The sequence below is a fragment of the Arthrobacter phoenicis genome, assembly GCF_047238215.1.
Classification (GTDB): Bacteria; Actinomycetota; Actinomycetes; order Actinomycetales; family Micrococcaceae; genus Arthrobacter.
Window position 1 is genome coordinate 127,905 of the sequence record NZ_JBDFMK010000003.1, and the last position, 14,566, is coordinate 142,470.

At 65.9% G+C, this 14,566-nt stretch carries 14 protein-coding genes and 3 pseudogenes; 8 read left to right on the plus strand and 9 right to left on the minus strand.

Features of this window, described 5'->3' with window-relative positions:
* Positions 1–51: 51 nt before the first annotated feature.
* The 3 genes from ABC337_RS18295 to ABC337_RS18305 all read right to left on the minus strand — a co-directional run bounded on the left by ABC337_RS18295 (position 52) and on the right by ABC337_RS18305 (position 2,435).
* Complete coding sequence (locus ABC337_RS18295; RefSeq protein WP_412885072.1) at positions 52–393, minus strand: TFIIB-type zinc ribbon-containing protein; 342 nt, start codon at positions 391–393, stop codon at positions 52–54.
* Entirely contained in the window at positions 390–854 is a 465-nt protein-coding gene (locus ABC337_RS18300; protein WP_412885071.1) for an ArsR/SmtB family transcription factor, read from the minus strand. Before ABC337_RS18300 ends, ABC337_RS18295 begins: the two co-directional genes overlap by 4 nt.
* Positions 855–1,277: 423 nt before the next feature.
* Positions 1,278–2,435, minus strand: a complete 1,158-nt coding sequence (locus ABC337_RS18305) for an LCP family protein (RefSeq protein WP_459562731.1) — start codon at positions 2,433–2,435, stop codon at positions 1,278–1,280.
* Positions 2,436–3,644: 1,209 nt separating this feature from the next.
* On the opposite strand from ABC337_RS18305, the gene ABC337_RS18310 reads away from it, so the two are divergent.
* From ABC337_RS18310 to ABC337_RS18325, 4 genes and pseudogenes are all read left to right on the plus strand, one after another.
* The gene (locus tag ABC337_RS18310) at positions 3,645–4,913 is read left to right on the plus strand and encodes a DUF2252 domain-containing protein (protein ID WP_412893314.1); all 1,269 of its coding nucleotides are present in this window, start codon (positions 3,645–3,647) and stop codon (positions 4,911–4,913) included.
* Positions 4,914–5,209: 296 nt separating this feature from the next.
* A complete protein-coding gene (locus ABC337_RS18315) occupies positions 5,210–5,569 on the plus strand; it encodes a DUF305 domain-containing protein (protein ID WP_412885069.1) in 360 nt (119 codons plus the stop codon).
* Positions 5,570–5,597: 28 nt separating this feature from the next.
* Complete coding sequence (locus tag ABC337_RS18320) at positions 5,598–6,233, plus strand: thioredoxin-like domain-containing protein (RefSeq protein ID WP_412885068.1); 636 nt, start codon at positions 5,598–5,600, stop codon at positions 6,231–6,233.
* Between the two features lie 152 nt (positions 6,234–6,385).
* A pseudogene (locus ABC337_RS18325) lies at positions 6,386–6,706 on the plus strand (transposase); the annotation flags it as partial.
* A 29-nt stretch (positions 6,707–6,735) separates the two neighbouring features.
* On the opposite strand, the gene ABC337_RS18330 reads toward ABC337_RS18325, so the two are convergent.
* From ABC337_RS18330 to ABC337_RS18350, 6 genes and pseudogenes are all read right to left on the minus strand, one after another.
* Positions 6,736–7,443, minus strand: a complete 708-nt coding sequence (locus ABC337_RS18330; RefSeq protein ID WP_412885067.1) for a recombinase family protein — start codon at positions 7,441–7,443, stop codon at positions 6,736–6,738.
* Positions 7,444–7,452: 9 nt separating this feature from the next.
* Positions 7,453–7,602, minus strand: a pseudogene (locus tag ABC337_RS18555) (zinc finger domain-containing protein); the annotation flags it as partial.
* Positions 7,603–7,868: 266 nt separating this feature from the next.
* A complete protein-coding gene (locus tag ABC337_RS18335) occupies positions 7,869–8,540 on the minus strand; it encodes a vitamin K epoxide reductase family protein (protein ID WP_412885066.1) in 672 nt (223 codons plus the stop codon).
* Positions 8,541–8,768: 228 nt separating this feature from the next.
* Positions 8,769–9,278, minus strand: a complete 510-nt coding sequence (gene lspA / locus ABC337_RS18340; protein ID WP_412885065.1) for a signal peptidase II — start codon at positions 9,276–9,278, stop codon at positions 8,769–8,771.
* Positions 9,275–11,230, minus strand: coding sequence for a heavy metal translocating P-type ATPase (locus tag ABC337_RS18345; protein ID WP_412885064.1), 1,956 nt, complete (start codon positions 11,228–11,230; stop codon positions 9,275–9,277). Before ABC337_RS18345 ends, lspA begins: the two co-directional genes overlap by 4 nt.
* The gene (locus ABC337_RS18350) at positions 11,227–11,613 is read right to left on the minus strand and encodes an ArsR/SmtB family transcription factor (protein ID WP_412885119.1); all 387 of its coding nucleotides are present in this window, start codon (positions 11,611–11,613) and stop codon (positions 11,227–11,229) included. Before ABC337_RS18350 ends, ABC337_RS18345 begins: the two co-directional genes overlap by 4 nt.
* A gap of 193 nt (positions 11,614–11,806) precedes the next feature.
* Here ABC337_RS18350 and ABC337_RS18355 point away from each other — a divergent pair, with 193 nt between their 5' ends.
* From ABC337_RS18355 to ABC337_RS18370, 4 genes and pseudogenes are all read left to right on the plus strand, one after another.
* Positions 11,807–12,556 carry a cytochrome c biogenesis CcdA family protein gene (locus ABC337_RS18355; protein ID WP_253033711.1) on the plus strand — a complete coding sequence of 250 codons (750 nt, stop codon included), beginning with the start codon at positions 11,807–11,809 and terminating at the stop codon, positions 12,554–12,556.
* Between the two features lie 17 nt (positions 12,557–12,573).
* Positions 12,574–13,200: a TlpA family protein disulfide reductase gene (locus ABC337_RS18360; RefSeq protein ID WP_412885063.1), complete on the plus strand. Its 627-nt coding sequence runs from the start codon at positions 12,574–12,576 to the stop codon at positions 13,198–13,200.
* Between the two features lie 462 nt (positions 13,201–13,662).
* The gene (locus ABC337_RS18365) at positions 13,663–14,343 is read left to right on the plus strand and encodes a helix-turn-helix domain-containing protein (protein WP_043431406.1); all 681 of its coding nucleotides are present in this window, start codon (positions 13,663–13,665) and stop codon (positions 14,341–14,343) included.
* Positions 14,336–14,566 (plus strand): annotated as a pseudogene (locus ABC337_RS18370) (hypothetical protein); the annotation flags it as partial. The gene ABC337_RS18365 and the pseudogene ABC337_RS18370, both read left to right, overlap by 8 nt.

Sequence of the window (14,566 nt, forward strand, 5' to 3'; positions counted from 1 at the left end):
ATTCTCAATTCACGGGGTCAGGATCAGTGGGAGGGGTAAGGTCTCCGGGGGTTACCCGAACAGGTCCCCGAGGAACCCGCCGCGCTTGCGGCGGTCGTGCCTGTCCCCGTGCCCGGAATCGTGGTGGCCGTCCCTGCGCTCCGGATACGGAGGCTGACCGTAGGGGGGCTGCGGGTACGGAGACTGGCCGTACGGGGGCTGGGCGGTTCCGGGCGCGGGGTTCCGGGCCGCGTAGAACGAGGCTTCGGCGTCCATCAGGGACTCGAGCTCGCCGCGGTCCAGGAAGATTCCGCGGCACCCGTCGCATTGGTCGATGATGACGCCGTTACGCTCGTAGGGACGCATCTCCGCTCCGCATTTTGGGCAGGTGAGAGGGGTAGGTGCAGTGTTCATGATGGCTCCTGATAGGTGGGTCCGGTGTGCTTGGCTGGCGGGTCGGTAGGGGCGGGGGCTGCGGCGACCACCGGGGAGTGGCCGGCATGGGTGATCGCCATATCCAGCAGCATCCGGACGTGCTCGTCCCCAAGCCGGTAAAAAACGACGCGGCCCGCACGGCGGGTTTCCACCACACGATGCGCGCGCATCAGCCGAAGGGCCTGACTCACCGAGGAATCACTCAGCCCGGCCACCGAGGCAAGATCCTGCACACACACCTCGCCGCCTTCGAGCAGGGTGGCGAGGATCCGGACCCTGCCGGGGTCGCCCATCAACCGGAACACCGCGGCGACCCGTTCGACATCCTCCGCCGAGGGCAACGCCCCCTGGAGGACATCAACACGTGCCCGGTCACCGCCGTTGCCCCGGTGCCCGGGCGGGCTTTCAGGGTCGGGGATGGATCGAAGGCGTCGGATCATATGAACATATTATCACATGATTAGATTGGGCATATTGGTGATGTGAGCCTACGAGGGGCCGTGTCAGTTCGGGGCCCTATCCGGGCATCGCCATGCCCCCGTGCACGCTGACCGGCGTCATGTCCTCCTGCTTCGACGGCAACCACAACCCAGCCCCACAGGATCCAAAGTCCGGGACGCTTTACGTCGCCGACCCGATCGGCTTGCGGGCACCGGGGGTGGGATTCAGCGCTGCGAAAATGCCCCCACTTTTCGCTGCGATTCACAGGCCCGGAGTGCAATTCAACGGTTGTTAGAGCCTCTCGCCGCGAAATTGCCGAAGAAAAGGCACCGTAGGCTTCGATCCCCGCGGTTTCAGTGCCCGGGGTCGGCGTCTTATCAGAACCCCGAAGCCACGATGCGCTGATCGCGGGCAGTGCCGGTTCAGTTGCCGGCCGGGTTGGCCGGCTGGCAGGTCTGCTCGCTGCCCGTCTGGGCCACCACGGTGCCGGAGGAGCCGGCCGGGGACGGGGCCGGCGTGGGCCTGGTGCCGGTGGTGAAGTCCGTCCCGGCGTACAGTTGCACTCCCTGGATGTTCGTCACTTGCTGGATGCTGGTGGCGGGCAGCCCGAACAGTGCCGCAACATCCGCCGCGACGTCCTCAAACCCGGCGCCGTAGTAGACCATGGTCTGGTCCCGTGTCTGGGCCGGAAGCCTGGTCAGCTTGGTAAAACCGGCATCGGAGAGCAGACCGGCGATCGCCGTGCTGCGCCCGGTCACGCCCGTGCCGTTGGCCACGGACACCGGCTGCAGGGACTTGTCATAGACGGGTGCCGTGGGCGTTGCCGGCGCGTCCGTGGGGCCGGGCGGGGCGGGCTCGTTCAGGTCCGGGCTGTTGCGCAGGGCAGCGAAGAAGTCCGATGCCGCCGGTTCAGCCAGGGTAAGCCTGTTCGGATCCTGCGGCGCCGGGGCCGTGGGCACCGTGATGAAGTTGACGCCGGCGGGGTCGATGTTCTTCAGCCGGTTGGCGATGGTCAGCAGCGACGGAACCGAGGACAGGCCCGAATCGACGGTCAGGTTCCTGGTGACGGTATCGGCGATGGTCAGCGTTTTCTGCGGGTTGCCCAGGGTTCCCTCGGACTTAAGTTTGCGGGTGAGCGAGGCCAGGAAGCCCTGCTGGGCTTTGATCCTGCCCAGGTCCCCGCCATTGGCAAAAGCGTGACGGGTGCGCAGGAACGCCAATGCCTGCTCTCCCTTCACCTGGGACGTTCCGGCAGGCAGGTTCAGGCCGGATCCGGGATCATCCACGGCGGCACTCACGCACACCTCCACACCGCCCACTGCGTTGGAAAGCTCCTTGACGGCGTTGAAGTCCGCCATCATGAAGTGGTCAACCTCCAGCCCGGTGAGCTTGTTCACCGTGTCCACCGCGCAGCCGATTCCGGCCTGGGCCATGGCGCTGTTGATCATGGCCTCCTGCTGCGCCGGGTACTTCTGGTTCGTCTTCTTGTCCGTGCAGGCCGGGATGTCCACCAGAAGATCCCGGGGAAAGCTGATGACGTTTACCTGGCTGTTGTCCGCGGAAATATCCAGCAGCATCATCACATCCGACTGGCCGTAGCCTGAGGACTGGTCCGCCGTGCCGTACTGGCTGTTGCTCCCGCTCCGGGTGTCCGAGCCCAGGACCAGGATCTGCAGGCGGTCCTTGCTGTCATCGATGCTGCCCTCGCTCCGCTGCCCCCCCTGCGGTCAGCTCCGAGGTGCTGATGTTGGACTGCAGGCGCCAAGCCCAGTAACCGCCGAAAACCAGGACGCCCAGGACGCCCAGAGACACGGCAGCCGTGACAACTCTTATCCACCGCGGTGCCCGGCGGAGAAACGGGCGCCGGCGGGCACTTGCCCCGACCAGTCTGCCCTGCCCGGGGTAGGACACGAGGCAGGAGCCCTCCCGATCCACGCTGGGAGAATCTTTGGAACCGAACACAGCAAAACGACCTTCTGGAGAAGACAGACTGTGAAATATTTTACCGGCCAGAATCGGGAACCTGGCCAGGAAGACGTCGCCAACAAGGGAGGGCAGGAGCCGCGATCCGGGACCGCCGATACGGGAGACGATCCAGACTGCAAGCACCAGCACCCCCGGCGACCGCGCGGCCGCGGGAATTCGTTTACCCGCCGGAACCCTAGAGCTTCACCGGCATTGGAACATTCCGTTGGCCGTGCCGTAGGACTTCCCAAGCGGAGAGCGATACATTCAAAGCGGGGTATTCGCGCCCGATCACCGACGCGCGGGACAACGATGAACGAAGGGATGTCATGGGACACCACGGCAGATTCAAAGGCGGACATGGAAGTTACGGGCGCGACGAGCGTGGGTACGGGAGGGGTGACGCCCATAGGCACGACGAGCATGGCGGCGGCCACGGGTACGACCGGCACGACGACGGCCACGGACGAGGGCATGGGGGCAATCGTGGGGGCGGGTTCATCAGGTGGCTGATGCGGCTGCTTCGAGGGCGGCACCACTGAGCAGGTTGAGGAAATGAGGGCCGGTCTTCGCCATGCCCTGTCGTGCGGCGTTGAGGCAGCGGCACGCGGCCGCTCGTCGCAGGGCCAGCGCCCGCTGCCGAGACACAGGGCAACCGGGGCGGCGGAAATCCGGCATGCAGCGAGAAGGACTCCGCGTCCGGGAGGGGAATGGTTGTGGTGGATGATCCTGGTGCCTGGGTGGGGGCCGGGTTGGGTGAGTGGGTGGACCCGGAGGAGGTTTACGCTCGCGGGCGTGCGTTGTGTGCCGTTGCCGGTCATCGGATGCATCGGACTGTTGTCCTGGCCGCCGACAGGCCCACGGTGCGGGAATTTGTGGAGGCAAGCAACCGGGGCCGGCTGCCGGAGCTGATCCCGCTGCGCATTGGCCGGATGCTTTCCTCTCCGTTCGCTTTCTTCCGCGGAAGCGCCGGGCTGATGGCCGGTGACCTCGCCGCGGGGCCGCGCAGCGGTCTGGACGCACAATTGTGCGGTGACGCGCACGCGGGGAACTTCGGCCTGTACGGCACCCGCGATGACCGGATCGTCATGGACATCAACGACTTCGACGAGACGGCACCGGGCCCCTGGGAATGGGACCTCAAACGCCTGACCGCCAGCCTCATCCTCGCCGGCCGCCTCGGCGGCGTCTCCGAGGCGGGCTGCCGCGACGCCGCGGAGGACGCGGTGCGCAGCTACCGTGGCACCATCGGGCATCTGGCCCGGTTGCCGTTCCTGGACTCATGGACCGCGCTGGGAGACGAGTCCGTGCTGGACCGGGTGAAAGCCGACGATCTGATGGACGACTTCGCCCTGGCCGCCCGCAAGGCCAGGAAAAACACCAGCGCACGGATCGCAGCGAAGTGGACCCGTCAGGACGGCCAGCATTGGCGTTTTGTCCCCGACCCGCCGGTGCTCAGCGCCGTGACTGCAACCACGGCCGACGCCGTGATCGGCGGGCTGCCGCTCTACGCGGACAGCCTGCACGAATCCCGCGGGCATCTGCTCGCCCGCTACGCCGTGTCCGACGTGGCCTTCCGTGTGGTGGGGACCGGCAGTGTCGGACTGCGCAACTACCTGATCCTGCTCCGCGGCAACGGCGAGGAAACACTCGTTCTGCAGGCCAAGCAGGCACAACCCAGTGTCCTGCACGGTTATCTGGGCCACGCACGGCCCGAACACGAGGGCGAGCGGATCGTGCACGGCGCGCGGCTGGTGCAGGCCGAAACCGATCTTTTCCTTGGCTGGACAACGATCCAGGGCCGTCCGTTCATCGTCCGTCAATTCCGCAACCGGAAAGGCGAGATCGACGCGACAACGCTCAACCGGGACCACCTGGATGACTACGGGCGCCTGGCCGGTGCCCTGCTCGCGCGCGCCCATTCCCGCTCGATCGACCCCCGGCTGCTGGCCGGATACTGCGGCGACGGGGAGCAGATGGATGCCACGTTCGCCAAGTACGCGGCCGGCTACGCCGACCAGACCGAATCCGATCATCGCGGGCTGGTGAAAGCGGTGAGCGAAGGCAAGCTGGCAGCCGAGATCGAGAACTGATCTCTGGCCGCGAAACACCGCACAGCGCCGGGCAATTCTGCGTCCATCGTGTCACGGCTGCCCTCGTGCCCTGCGTGTCGGCGAGGCGACCGAGCACCACGCGGCAGGTCGGGTCCGGTGTCCACCCACAGCCGTCGCTGCCCATCAAAACCTCTGTCGGAGGCCCCGGTGACCTGGGCCGGCCAGCCATGGACGGGCGCCGGCCGACACCACCGGCGGGCCCCTGCACGTAGAGGTGCTGTCCAGTCAAACCGTGCATCCGCAGGACCGGCCTTGGGCGTGGATATCATGTGGGCATGGATATCGGCAGCCCCCCACCCGCTCCCGACGAACCAGAGGCTCTGGAGCCGGGCGCGGGGCGGCCCCGGTTTATGCGGCTGTGGATCGTTTTCGCCATGATCGTGGTCCTCACGGCCGCGGCGTTCTTCGCCATCGGCCGGCTGACCGCGGCGCCGGCACAGGTATCCGATTCCGGCGCCGAGGCCGACCGGCTCTTCACCGACATGATGATCCGCCACCACCAGGCCGGCGTCGAGATGGCCAGGGCCGCCGTCCGTCTCGCCGAGACGTCCAAGGTCCGGGACTTCGCCGCCCGCATCATGGAAGCCCAAACAGCGGAAATCACCGCCCTGCAGGAACTTCGCGGCAGACTCTGACCCCTTTCGACGAAAGCGAGACACCACAATGCCGCCATCACGGAAGAGCGCCGCGGAACGAAAAGCCATCCTGAAGGCCAGCCAGGCAAAGCAACGCGCCAAAGACAGGCGCAGGGCGTGGCTGATCTACGGCACCGGCGCGGTCCTGGTCGCTTCGATCATCGGTGCCGTGACGTTCGTGCTCGTCGGTGAGGTGCAGCAGCGCGAGCAGGCCAAAGCAGCCGCGGCCCGGCCTGTCGAAGGTGAGCAGGACTTCCCCGGCCAGTCCCGGAACCACACCCGCCAACCCGTCAGCTATCCCCGGACCCCGGCCACCGGCGGAGACCACGCGCCGGTGTGGACGAACTGCGGGACCTACACCATCCCGGTGGAGCAGATGCAGGCCGTGCATTCCCTCGAACACGGCGCTGTGTGGCTCTCCTACCGGCCGGACCTGCCCAAGGAACAGATCGCCGAACTGACCTCCCTGGCGGGCAATCAGGACTACCTTCTGCTCAGCCCCGTCTCCGGACAGGCGTCGCCCGTGACCGTGACCGCCTGGGGCAAGCAACTCTCAGTGGACAGCAGCAGCGACGGGCGCCTGGCGACGTTCATCCAAAAATACCGGCAGGGCCCGCAAACCCCCGAACCCGGGGCCGTCTGCACGGGCGGCGTCCAAGGCTGAGCGCAGTAGGGATCCTTGAAGCGCTGCGCACCACATCCGGACACCGGAATGCTTCGATCCGGAGCGCTTCCGTTCCTGGCCACCGGATGGCAACACCCTGATCCCGCAGGGAGCAGGAGAGCGTACGACCGGTCACCGGTGCCCGGCGGAAGACCTCTTTGCCCCGGGTAGGATCGCCCGTCGTGCCCTGGGAACTGGCCCTGGAAATGCTCGACGAGCTCTCCGTCTGGGGGCTGGTCCCGCCCCTGGTTGTTGCCGACGCCGTATACGGCGAAATCAATGCCCTCCGCCTCGGACTGCAGCAGCGGGACACCCCGTACGTACTCGCGGTCAAAGCCACAACCAGTGTTCACCCCGCCGGGGCGGTCCCCGAACCCATCGAATGCTCAGGCCGCGGCCCCCACCTACAGCTTTGTTCTGCCCGACCTGGCACCAGGAACCGTCCTCGAACTGCGGGACCCGGACGCCACTGACGAAGACGACGAAAGACCCGCGCCGGCGTTCACACCTGCGCCGCCTCTGCCTTCTCGTCGTGCTCACGGAGCATCCGCAGCACCGTCGCCGGCGACGGGTGCCCACCCTTCTTCCTGCCCTTGGCAATGACCAGCCGGCCCGCGATGTCGCGCAGACTATGCTGCTGCTCACGCAAGTACAAAGCCAACGCGAGCATCGCCTCGTCTGTCACCGATGCCCCGCCGATCGTCTTGCCCCGCGCCCGGGCAGACTCATGCCCCTCCAAGGTGCGGGTACGAATGTACTCACGTTCCATCCCCGACAACGCCGCGAGCACCGTGAACACGATCCCCGATGGGTCGTGCAAGCCTTGCAACTCCCCGGAGAGGAACTCCAAGCCGATACCGGAGGCCTTCAACCGCTCAGCAAGTGCCGCCAGTTCCAGGCCGCGGCCGAGCCGCTTGTGCTCGTGCACCACGATGGTGGCTTCCACGCCGGAAACCCGCATCTCCCCAGCCAGAGCCACCGCCCGCTCAAGCTCGGGCCGCGTCGTCGCCCTGGTCGAGATCTTCTCCGAAAACACCCGGGCAACACCGGCCCGCTTGAGCGAATCAAGCTGGGCATCCAGTGACTGCCGCACGGTCGAGGCACGGGCATACCCGATGCGCACATGCCCCGCCGGCGCGGCACCGGCCGCGGCCGGGCGCGGCAACTGGACCCAGACCGACCCCGGCCGGCGCACCGGCAATGTCGGCACACTCAACGCCTTCGCCAATGAAGGAACGAGCCGGAACCGGGCCGTGTGGTACTGGACCGCAACTCTCCCCCGACCCGTCCGGCACGGCGACCCAGCCGGCGCGGCACAGGAAGACATAGGGCACTCATTGCTCTCGACAAGCTCGAAGTCATCACTCATCACCCCGCAATTGTTTCATAGATACGTTTCAAATATCGATCCAAATGAACCCACCCATGAAACACGATCGGTCCCGACCCAGCCACACCTCAAACCCTGTTTCACAGGCGGTCACCTATGAAACACGCAACGCGGCCACCTACCGCCACTGACTGGTCCGTTGCCGCTCACGCCCCTAAAACCAAACTTGGCGGCTCACGACACCTTCAGGAAGACGAGGCCCTCTAGATTGCCCCTCACGACAATCTCAGGAGCACTGGGCCTCTTTAGAAGCCTGACGTGCCGATGAAAACCTGGATGAAGGCGAAGAAGATGCTGGCCATCACGGCCGTGTAGAGCAGCGCCGTGATGATCCAGCCGGAATCGCTGAGGATCCTGCCGGCGCCTGCAGGTACCTTGATGATTCCGTGTGTGATGTTTCGGGCCGTTACCCACACGACCAGCGGGATCATGACGGCCCAGACTGTCATGCAGAGGGGGCAGAGGATGTGGATCGAGTACAGAGCCTGGGACCACAGCCACACCACAAAGGCAAAGCCGAGTGTGACGCCGGTCTGGAGCCCCGCCCAGTACCAGCGGGCGAAGCTCGCCCCGGAGAGCAGTGCCGCGCCAATGGTGACGATGACGGCGAAGGCGACGATTCCAATAAACATGTTGGGGAAGCCAAAAACGGAACTTTGCCAGGTCTGCATGACCTGGCCGCAGGAAATCCAGGGGTTGATGTCGCAGGCGGCCTTGTAGGCGGGGTTTTTCAGTGCTTCGAGTTTTTCCAGCACCAGGGCGCCGGAGGCCAGCCAACCGATGGCCCCGGCGATGACCAGGAGCCATCCGAACGGCTTGTCGCTGGTCATTCGGGGTTGATCCGGTTGGGTGCTGTTGTGCGTATTGACGTCGTCGTCTAACTTCACATTCCCGGCGGAATCGGTGGTGCTGGTCATAGGAGGTGGTTTCCTTCCAGATCGGTCGTCCCGGCGCGTGGTGTGGACGGGGTTGAAGCCGCCGCCGTTGGAGGACCGGGGGAGTACGTCGCCTTGTGGTCCGCGCTGGCGCTGGGGATACCGGCGGTGCTGACCGCCCTGCCTGCACTGGATCGCCCCAGCCGTCTCCTCTTCCCCCATTTACCCCGGAACGGATCATCCGGGCGAACGGTGAACGGCAGCAGGCGGTTAATCGCCGGTCCGTGTTTGCGGGGACCGTAGGGTGCCAAGGATCAACAGGGCTACTCCAGTGGTGACGAAGACGTCGGCGAGGTTGAAGGTGGGGAACCAGCCGCTGTGAAGGTAGTCCACGACACCGTCCCCGTCGAGCCGGTCAATGAAGTTCCCGGCGGCTCCTCCGAGCAGCAGGGCAGCTCCTGCCCGGGAGAGTCTGGTCATGGCAGGAGCGGAGGAGAGGGTGTACCAGGTCAGGGCTGCGATGATCAGCCCGGTGGCGGCGATGACTATCCAGGGTGCCAGGTCCTCGCCAAGGCTGAACGCGACACCGCGGTTGTAAAGCAGCCGGATGCTGATTGGGCCCAGGTCGGTCGTCGTGCCGTTGGAAAGCACGGCTTCGGCCAGAGCCTTAACGGTGAGGTCGGCCCCGGCCAGGAGGGCTGCCCAAAGCAGCAATACCGTCCTGAACCGTCGGGCCGACCGAACCGGAACGCCGGGCCGGGTGGTCGCGTCGGTGCTCATACTGACGGTTCCAGTGCAGGGGAGGGCTGGGCGGACGTGAACTCGGTCTTGCGGCTGATCCGGCCGGCCCGGACGCCATTGGCGATGACCACGATTTCGGCCAGTTCGTGGATCAGGACCACGGCGGCCAGGCCGAGGATTCCGAACAGCGCCAGAGGGATCAGCACAGCGATCAGCAGCAGGGACAGCCCCACGTTTTGAAGCATGATGCGCCGGGTCCTGCGTGCATGGTCCAGCACCTGGGGCAGGTGGTTCAGGTCCTCGCCCATCAGGGCGATGTCGGCGGTTTCGATCGCGACGTCGGTGCCCATGGCACCCATGGCGATGCCGGTGTCGGCGGTCGCCAGGGCAGGGGCGTCGTTGACGCCGTCCCCGACCATTGCGGTGGGCTGGCGGTTCTGGAGCGTCCGGATGATTTCCGCTTTGTCCTCGGGGCGAAGGTCGGCGTGAACCTCGGTGATGCCCGCGGCCTTACCCAGCGCGGTGGCTGTGATGAGGTTGTCGCCGGTGAGCATGGCCGTGGTGTAACCCGATGCGCCGAGCCTGGCGATGACCTCGCGGGCTTCGGGCCGCAGCTCATCACGGACGGCGATCGCTCCGATGACCTGGTCGTCGTCCTCGATGAGGACGGCGGTGGCGCCTGCGTGCTGCATCCTCTCGACTTCGGCGGTCAGGGGCCCGGCATCAATCCAGCCCGGGCGGCCGAGACGGACGGTCCTGCCGTCGAACCGGCCTTCCAAACCGGCGCCGGGGACGGTGTCCACGTCGGTGACGGGCGCCCGGTCTTCGGCGGCGGCAAGGATGGCGCGGGCCAGCGGGTGTTCGCTGCGGGCCTCCAGGCCGGCAGCCAGGGCCAGGACGTGTTCCCGGGTGGCTGTGCCGGTCGCGGCTACCTCGATTACAGCGGGCTTGTTGCGGGTGAGTGTTCCGGTCTTGTCCAGTGCGATGGTGCGGATTTTGCCGAGGGTCTCCAGGGCGCCGCCGCCCTTGATGAGCACGCCGATGCGGCTGGCCGCGCCCACGGAAGCGACCACCGTGACGGGAACGGAGATGGCCAGTGCGCAGGGCGAGGCGGCGACCAGGACGACGAGAGCGCGTTCAAACCACAGCAGCGGTTCCCCGACGATGAAGCCGAAGACAATGATCAGGACCGCGGCGATCAGGATGCCCGGGACGAGCTTGCTGGCGATGGAGTCGGCCAGGCGCTGGCCCGGTCCCTTACGGGACTGCTCGGCCTCCACGATGTGCACGATCCTGGCCAGCGAGTTGTTCTCCGCGGTGCTGGTCACTTCAACCTCGAGCGGACCGGTGCCGTTAATCGACCCGGCAAAGACCTCGCTTCCCGGCCCGGCCTCGACCGGAACGGATTCACCGGTAAGCGCCGAGGTATCCAGGGACGTGCGGCCGGTGATGATCCTGCCGTCAGTTGCCAGACGTTCGCCGGGCCGGATAACCATCCGGTCCCCGGGGATGAGTTCTGCCGGGGGGACGGTGATTTCTATGCCGCCGCGCAGGACGGTCGCCTCCGCCGGGACAAGGTCCAGCAGGGCTCGCAGGCCACGGCGGGTCTTCGCCATCGAGTACTCCTCGAGGCCTTCGGAGATCGCGTAAAGGAAGGCCAACATAGCCGCTTCCTCGAACTGCCCGAGGGCTACCGCGCCGGCGGCGGCGATCGTCATCAGCGTGCCGACCCCGATTTTGCCCTTCGCCAGGCGCCGGAGGGTGGAAGGAACGAACGTCCACGCGGCAACCAGCAGCGCAATGACCTCCAGGGGAAGCGTCAGCCACTGGGGTCCCCCGATGAGCGAAGCGATCCACGCCGCGAGGAGTAAGAAGCCGGAAACGGCGGCTGCCCGGACCTCTCGGACCTGCCAGAACCCTGCGGCTTCCGCCGCTTCTTCGGACTCGCCGGTCCCGGTCTTCTCGTCACTGCAGCCGCAGGCGTCACTCATCGTTCGTACTCTTTCATCAGGGGCACACCCGTGCTGCCGGCGCCGTAGTTCGGGCACAGGCTGACCGCATTGCCGGTCGCGGCAAGCAGGATCTCAGCCTGGGCAAGCACGTCCATCAGTTCCGGACGGGACAGCGAGTAGTACACGCTGCGGCCCTGTACCCGGCCTTCGACCAGGCCGCAATCGCGCAGGCACGCGACATGGGCAGATACCGTCGACTGGGCCAGGCCCAGCTCGGTGGTGAGGTCACCGACGCGGACCTCACCACCGGCCATCCGCTTCACGATGCTCAACCGGGTCGGGTCACTAAGTGAATGAAACAGCGCCGCTGCGGGATCGAGCCGGCTGCACGGATCAGCGGACACCACAGGTTCAATCGTCATGTGACGATGATAGCGTATTTTTAGGATGCCATCGCCCTCATGCTGTAACATCGACAAGGCGTCCCGCGGCGTTCCCTGCGTCCCGCGCTTCCACACGTAAAGCCTGGACATGAGTGCTCCTTCGCCCCGGTCGGGCGGGGCGATGCTGCAGCCGGGTTGGCGGACCATCGAGATATTGACCGAGGAGACACCGATGAGCATTGGCGGATATTTCGCCGAGATGGTGCAGTCCGGTGCCTTGTTGGTGGCGATGCCGCTGGCTATGACTGCCGGCGTCGTTTCTTTTATCTCTCCGTGCATCCTTCCGCTGGTGCCGGGGTATCTGGGCTATGTCTCCGGGCTGACCGACCCGTCACGGCCGGATAACCGGCGTCGGGTCCTGACCGGCGTCGGTCTTTTCATTCTCGGTTTCGCCGCGGTGTTCACCCTGTATGGAGCGGCGTTCGGTGTGATCGGCGGCTGGATGGTGCAGTGGCAGGACGCGCTGATCCGTGCCCTGGGTGTGTTCGTCGTATTCATGGGCCTGGTGCTGGTCGGCAGTTTCTCCTTCCTGCAGACCACGAAGAAGCTCTCCTTCCGGCCCAGGACGGGCGTCGCCGGGGCTCCGCTGCTCGGTGTGATCTTTGGCCTTGGATGGACTCCGTGCATGGGTCCGACGCTCAGTGCCGTCCTGGCGCTGAGCACGACCACCGGGGACCCTTGGCGCGGTGCCCTGCTGGGTTTCATCTATTGCCTGGGACTGGGAATTCCCTTTGTGCTGGTGGCACTGGGCCTGAACTGGGTCACCAGGACCCTGGGGTTCATCCGCCGGCACATCCGCACGTTCAACATCATTGGTGGTTCGCTGCTTATCCTCGTCGGGCTCCTGATGGTCTCCGGGGTCTGGATGCTCTGGATTTACCAGCTGCAGAACCTCGCCGGGACCATCACCACCCCGGTATAGACGCAAAGGACTGGATCATGAACTCCTACCGACCCGCCCCTGCCGCCGGTGCATCGTTGCCCCGCCGGCGCAGCCTCCTGCTGGGCATGGTATCCGGGGCGCTGCTGCTGACCGGCTGCGCCGCCCCGGATTCCCTGGCCGCCCAAGCCCGGGCCGGGGACAACAAGAACTACATTGCCGGCGACGGCTCCGTCTCCGAGTACGCCCCCAACGACAGGAGCGCTCCGGTGGAGATGGAGGGCCGGCTCTATGACGGCACCATCGTCAACTCCTCTGCATGGCGGGGCTCGGTGACGGTTCTGAACGCCTGGTACGCCGCGTGCGCGCCCTGCCGCACAGAAGCCCCCACACTGGAGACCCTGTATCAGGAAAACAAAAGCGACGGAGTGCTGTTCTATGGGATCAACCTGCGCGATACTGCCGCGACAGCTGCCGCTTTCGAACGGACCTTTGGAACAACCTATCCGAGCTTTAACGGCGCCGACGGGGCTATCTTGCTGGCCTTGTCCGACTACGTTCCCCCGCGTGCAGTCCCTACAACCCTGGTTCTGGACAAAGAAGGCCGAGTCGCAGCACGCGTGCTCGGCATCGCCGAGAAAAGCACCCTGAAGGCCCTCATCAGCAGCGTGCTGAAGGAGTCCTGACAGGCGAGCAAAGGTGCGCGGCTCCCAGTCCAGCCGGAGCGCGCTGTTCCGCCAAATAAGCGATAGTTAACTACCGATATCGGATATTATGTCGCCCTGTACTCTGCGTATCTCATCGGATGAATCATTCAGGCCCCTCTCCCGAGGAGTTCCGCGCCAGGCGTTCGAGGCCCCTTGTGCCGCAACGTGCAGGGGTTTTGTCCGAGTCCAGTCGATGTTCCCATTCATACCTGCAAGAAGAAATGAAGGACAATCCGGAATCCTCCAAGACCAGCGACCTCTCGACTGCGGCGACCAAGAGCGTGTCCGCCTCGGATCCGCCTGCCACGTCAGTCTAAAAATGAGGGGGGTCGGAGCTGCGACCCCCTCATCCCGCCCCAGGTTGACACTTACCAATAGATTCATAACTGTTAGCGTATTGACACTACCCGTTAAGCACGGAACCATTAGCGTATGGATGTAATGCGAGATATAACGGTGGCCGAGGCTGCCGACCGGCTCGGCCGCAGCACGATGTCGATCCACCGTCTGATCCACTCAGGCCAGCTGACAACCACCGGGAGGGTGGGTAAAGCCCTGTTGATAGACCGGTCATCCGTTGAGCGTCTGGCCGCCACCGGCACGCGGCCCGGCCGGGCGTGGACGGCGAAGACAGCGTGGGCCGCCATGGCCCTGCTCTCCGGCCAGAACCCCACCTGGATCTCCTCCTCCGAAAAGTCCCGCCTGAAGAGCCGGCTCCGCGAGCTTGACGCCGACGCCGTCTGTGTCCTGGCCCGGAACAAGGATAAGACCATCCGCTTCCGCGCTACCCAGGACGGACTGGCCGCGCTGAACAGCCACCTGATCGCCAGCGGCGCCTCCGCCATGCGGGACGAAACCACCGCTGACACCTTCGGCATGTCCGGCGGCGGCGGGATCGCCGAAGGTTACGTCATGGCCGGTGACGCGGCCGCGCTGGCCAATGCCTTCGGCCTGGTCGAAGACCCCGACGGCAACGCCATCATCCACGAGGTCGAGCTGGCCGAGCCTTTCACCGAAGGCCGGGCGCCGGTCGCCGCGGTCGCGGTGGATCTGATGGGATCCCTGGCCACCCGCGAACGCAGCGCCGGCCGACGCGTCATCGATGAGCTCCTCCATGTCTGAGCCGGCCATGGCCGAGGTGGCCACCGCCGACGGCCGCGAAATCTGGGACGTCCCGGTGCCCCCGGGCGGCTGGGGAACCCCGTGGCCGCAGTGCGTCGAACTGGCCAGGGCGCTGCCCTCAACCCAGTGGACACTGGTCGGCGGCCTTATGGTGCAGCTGCATGCGGCCGCGGCCGGCATGGCCGTTTCCCGGCCAACGGCTGACGTCGACATCGTGCTGCAC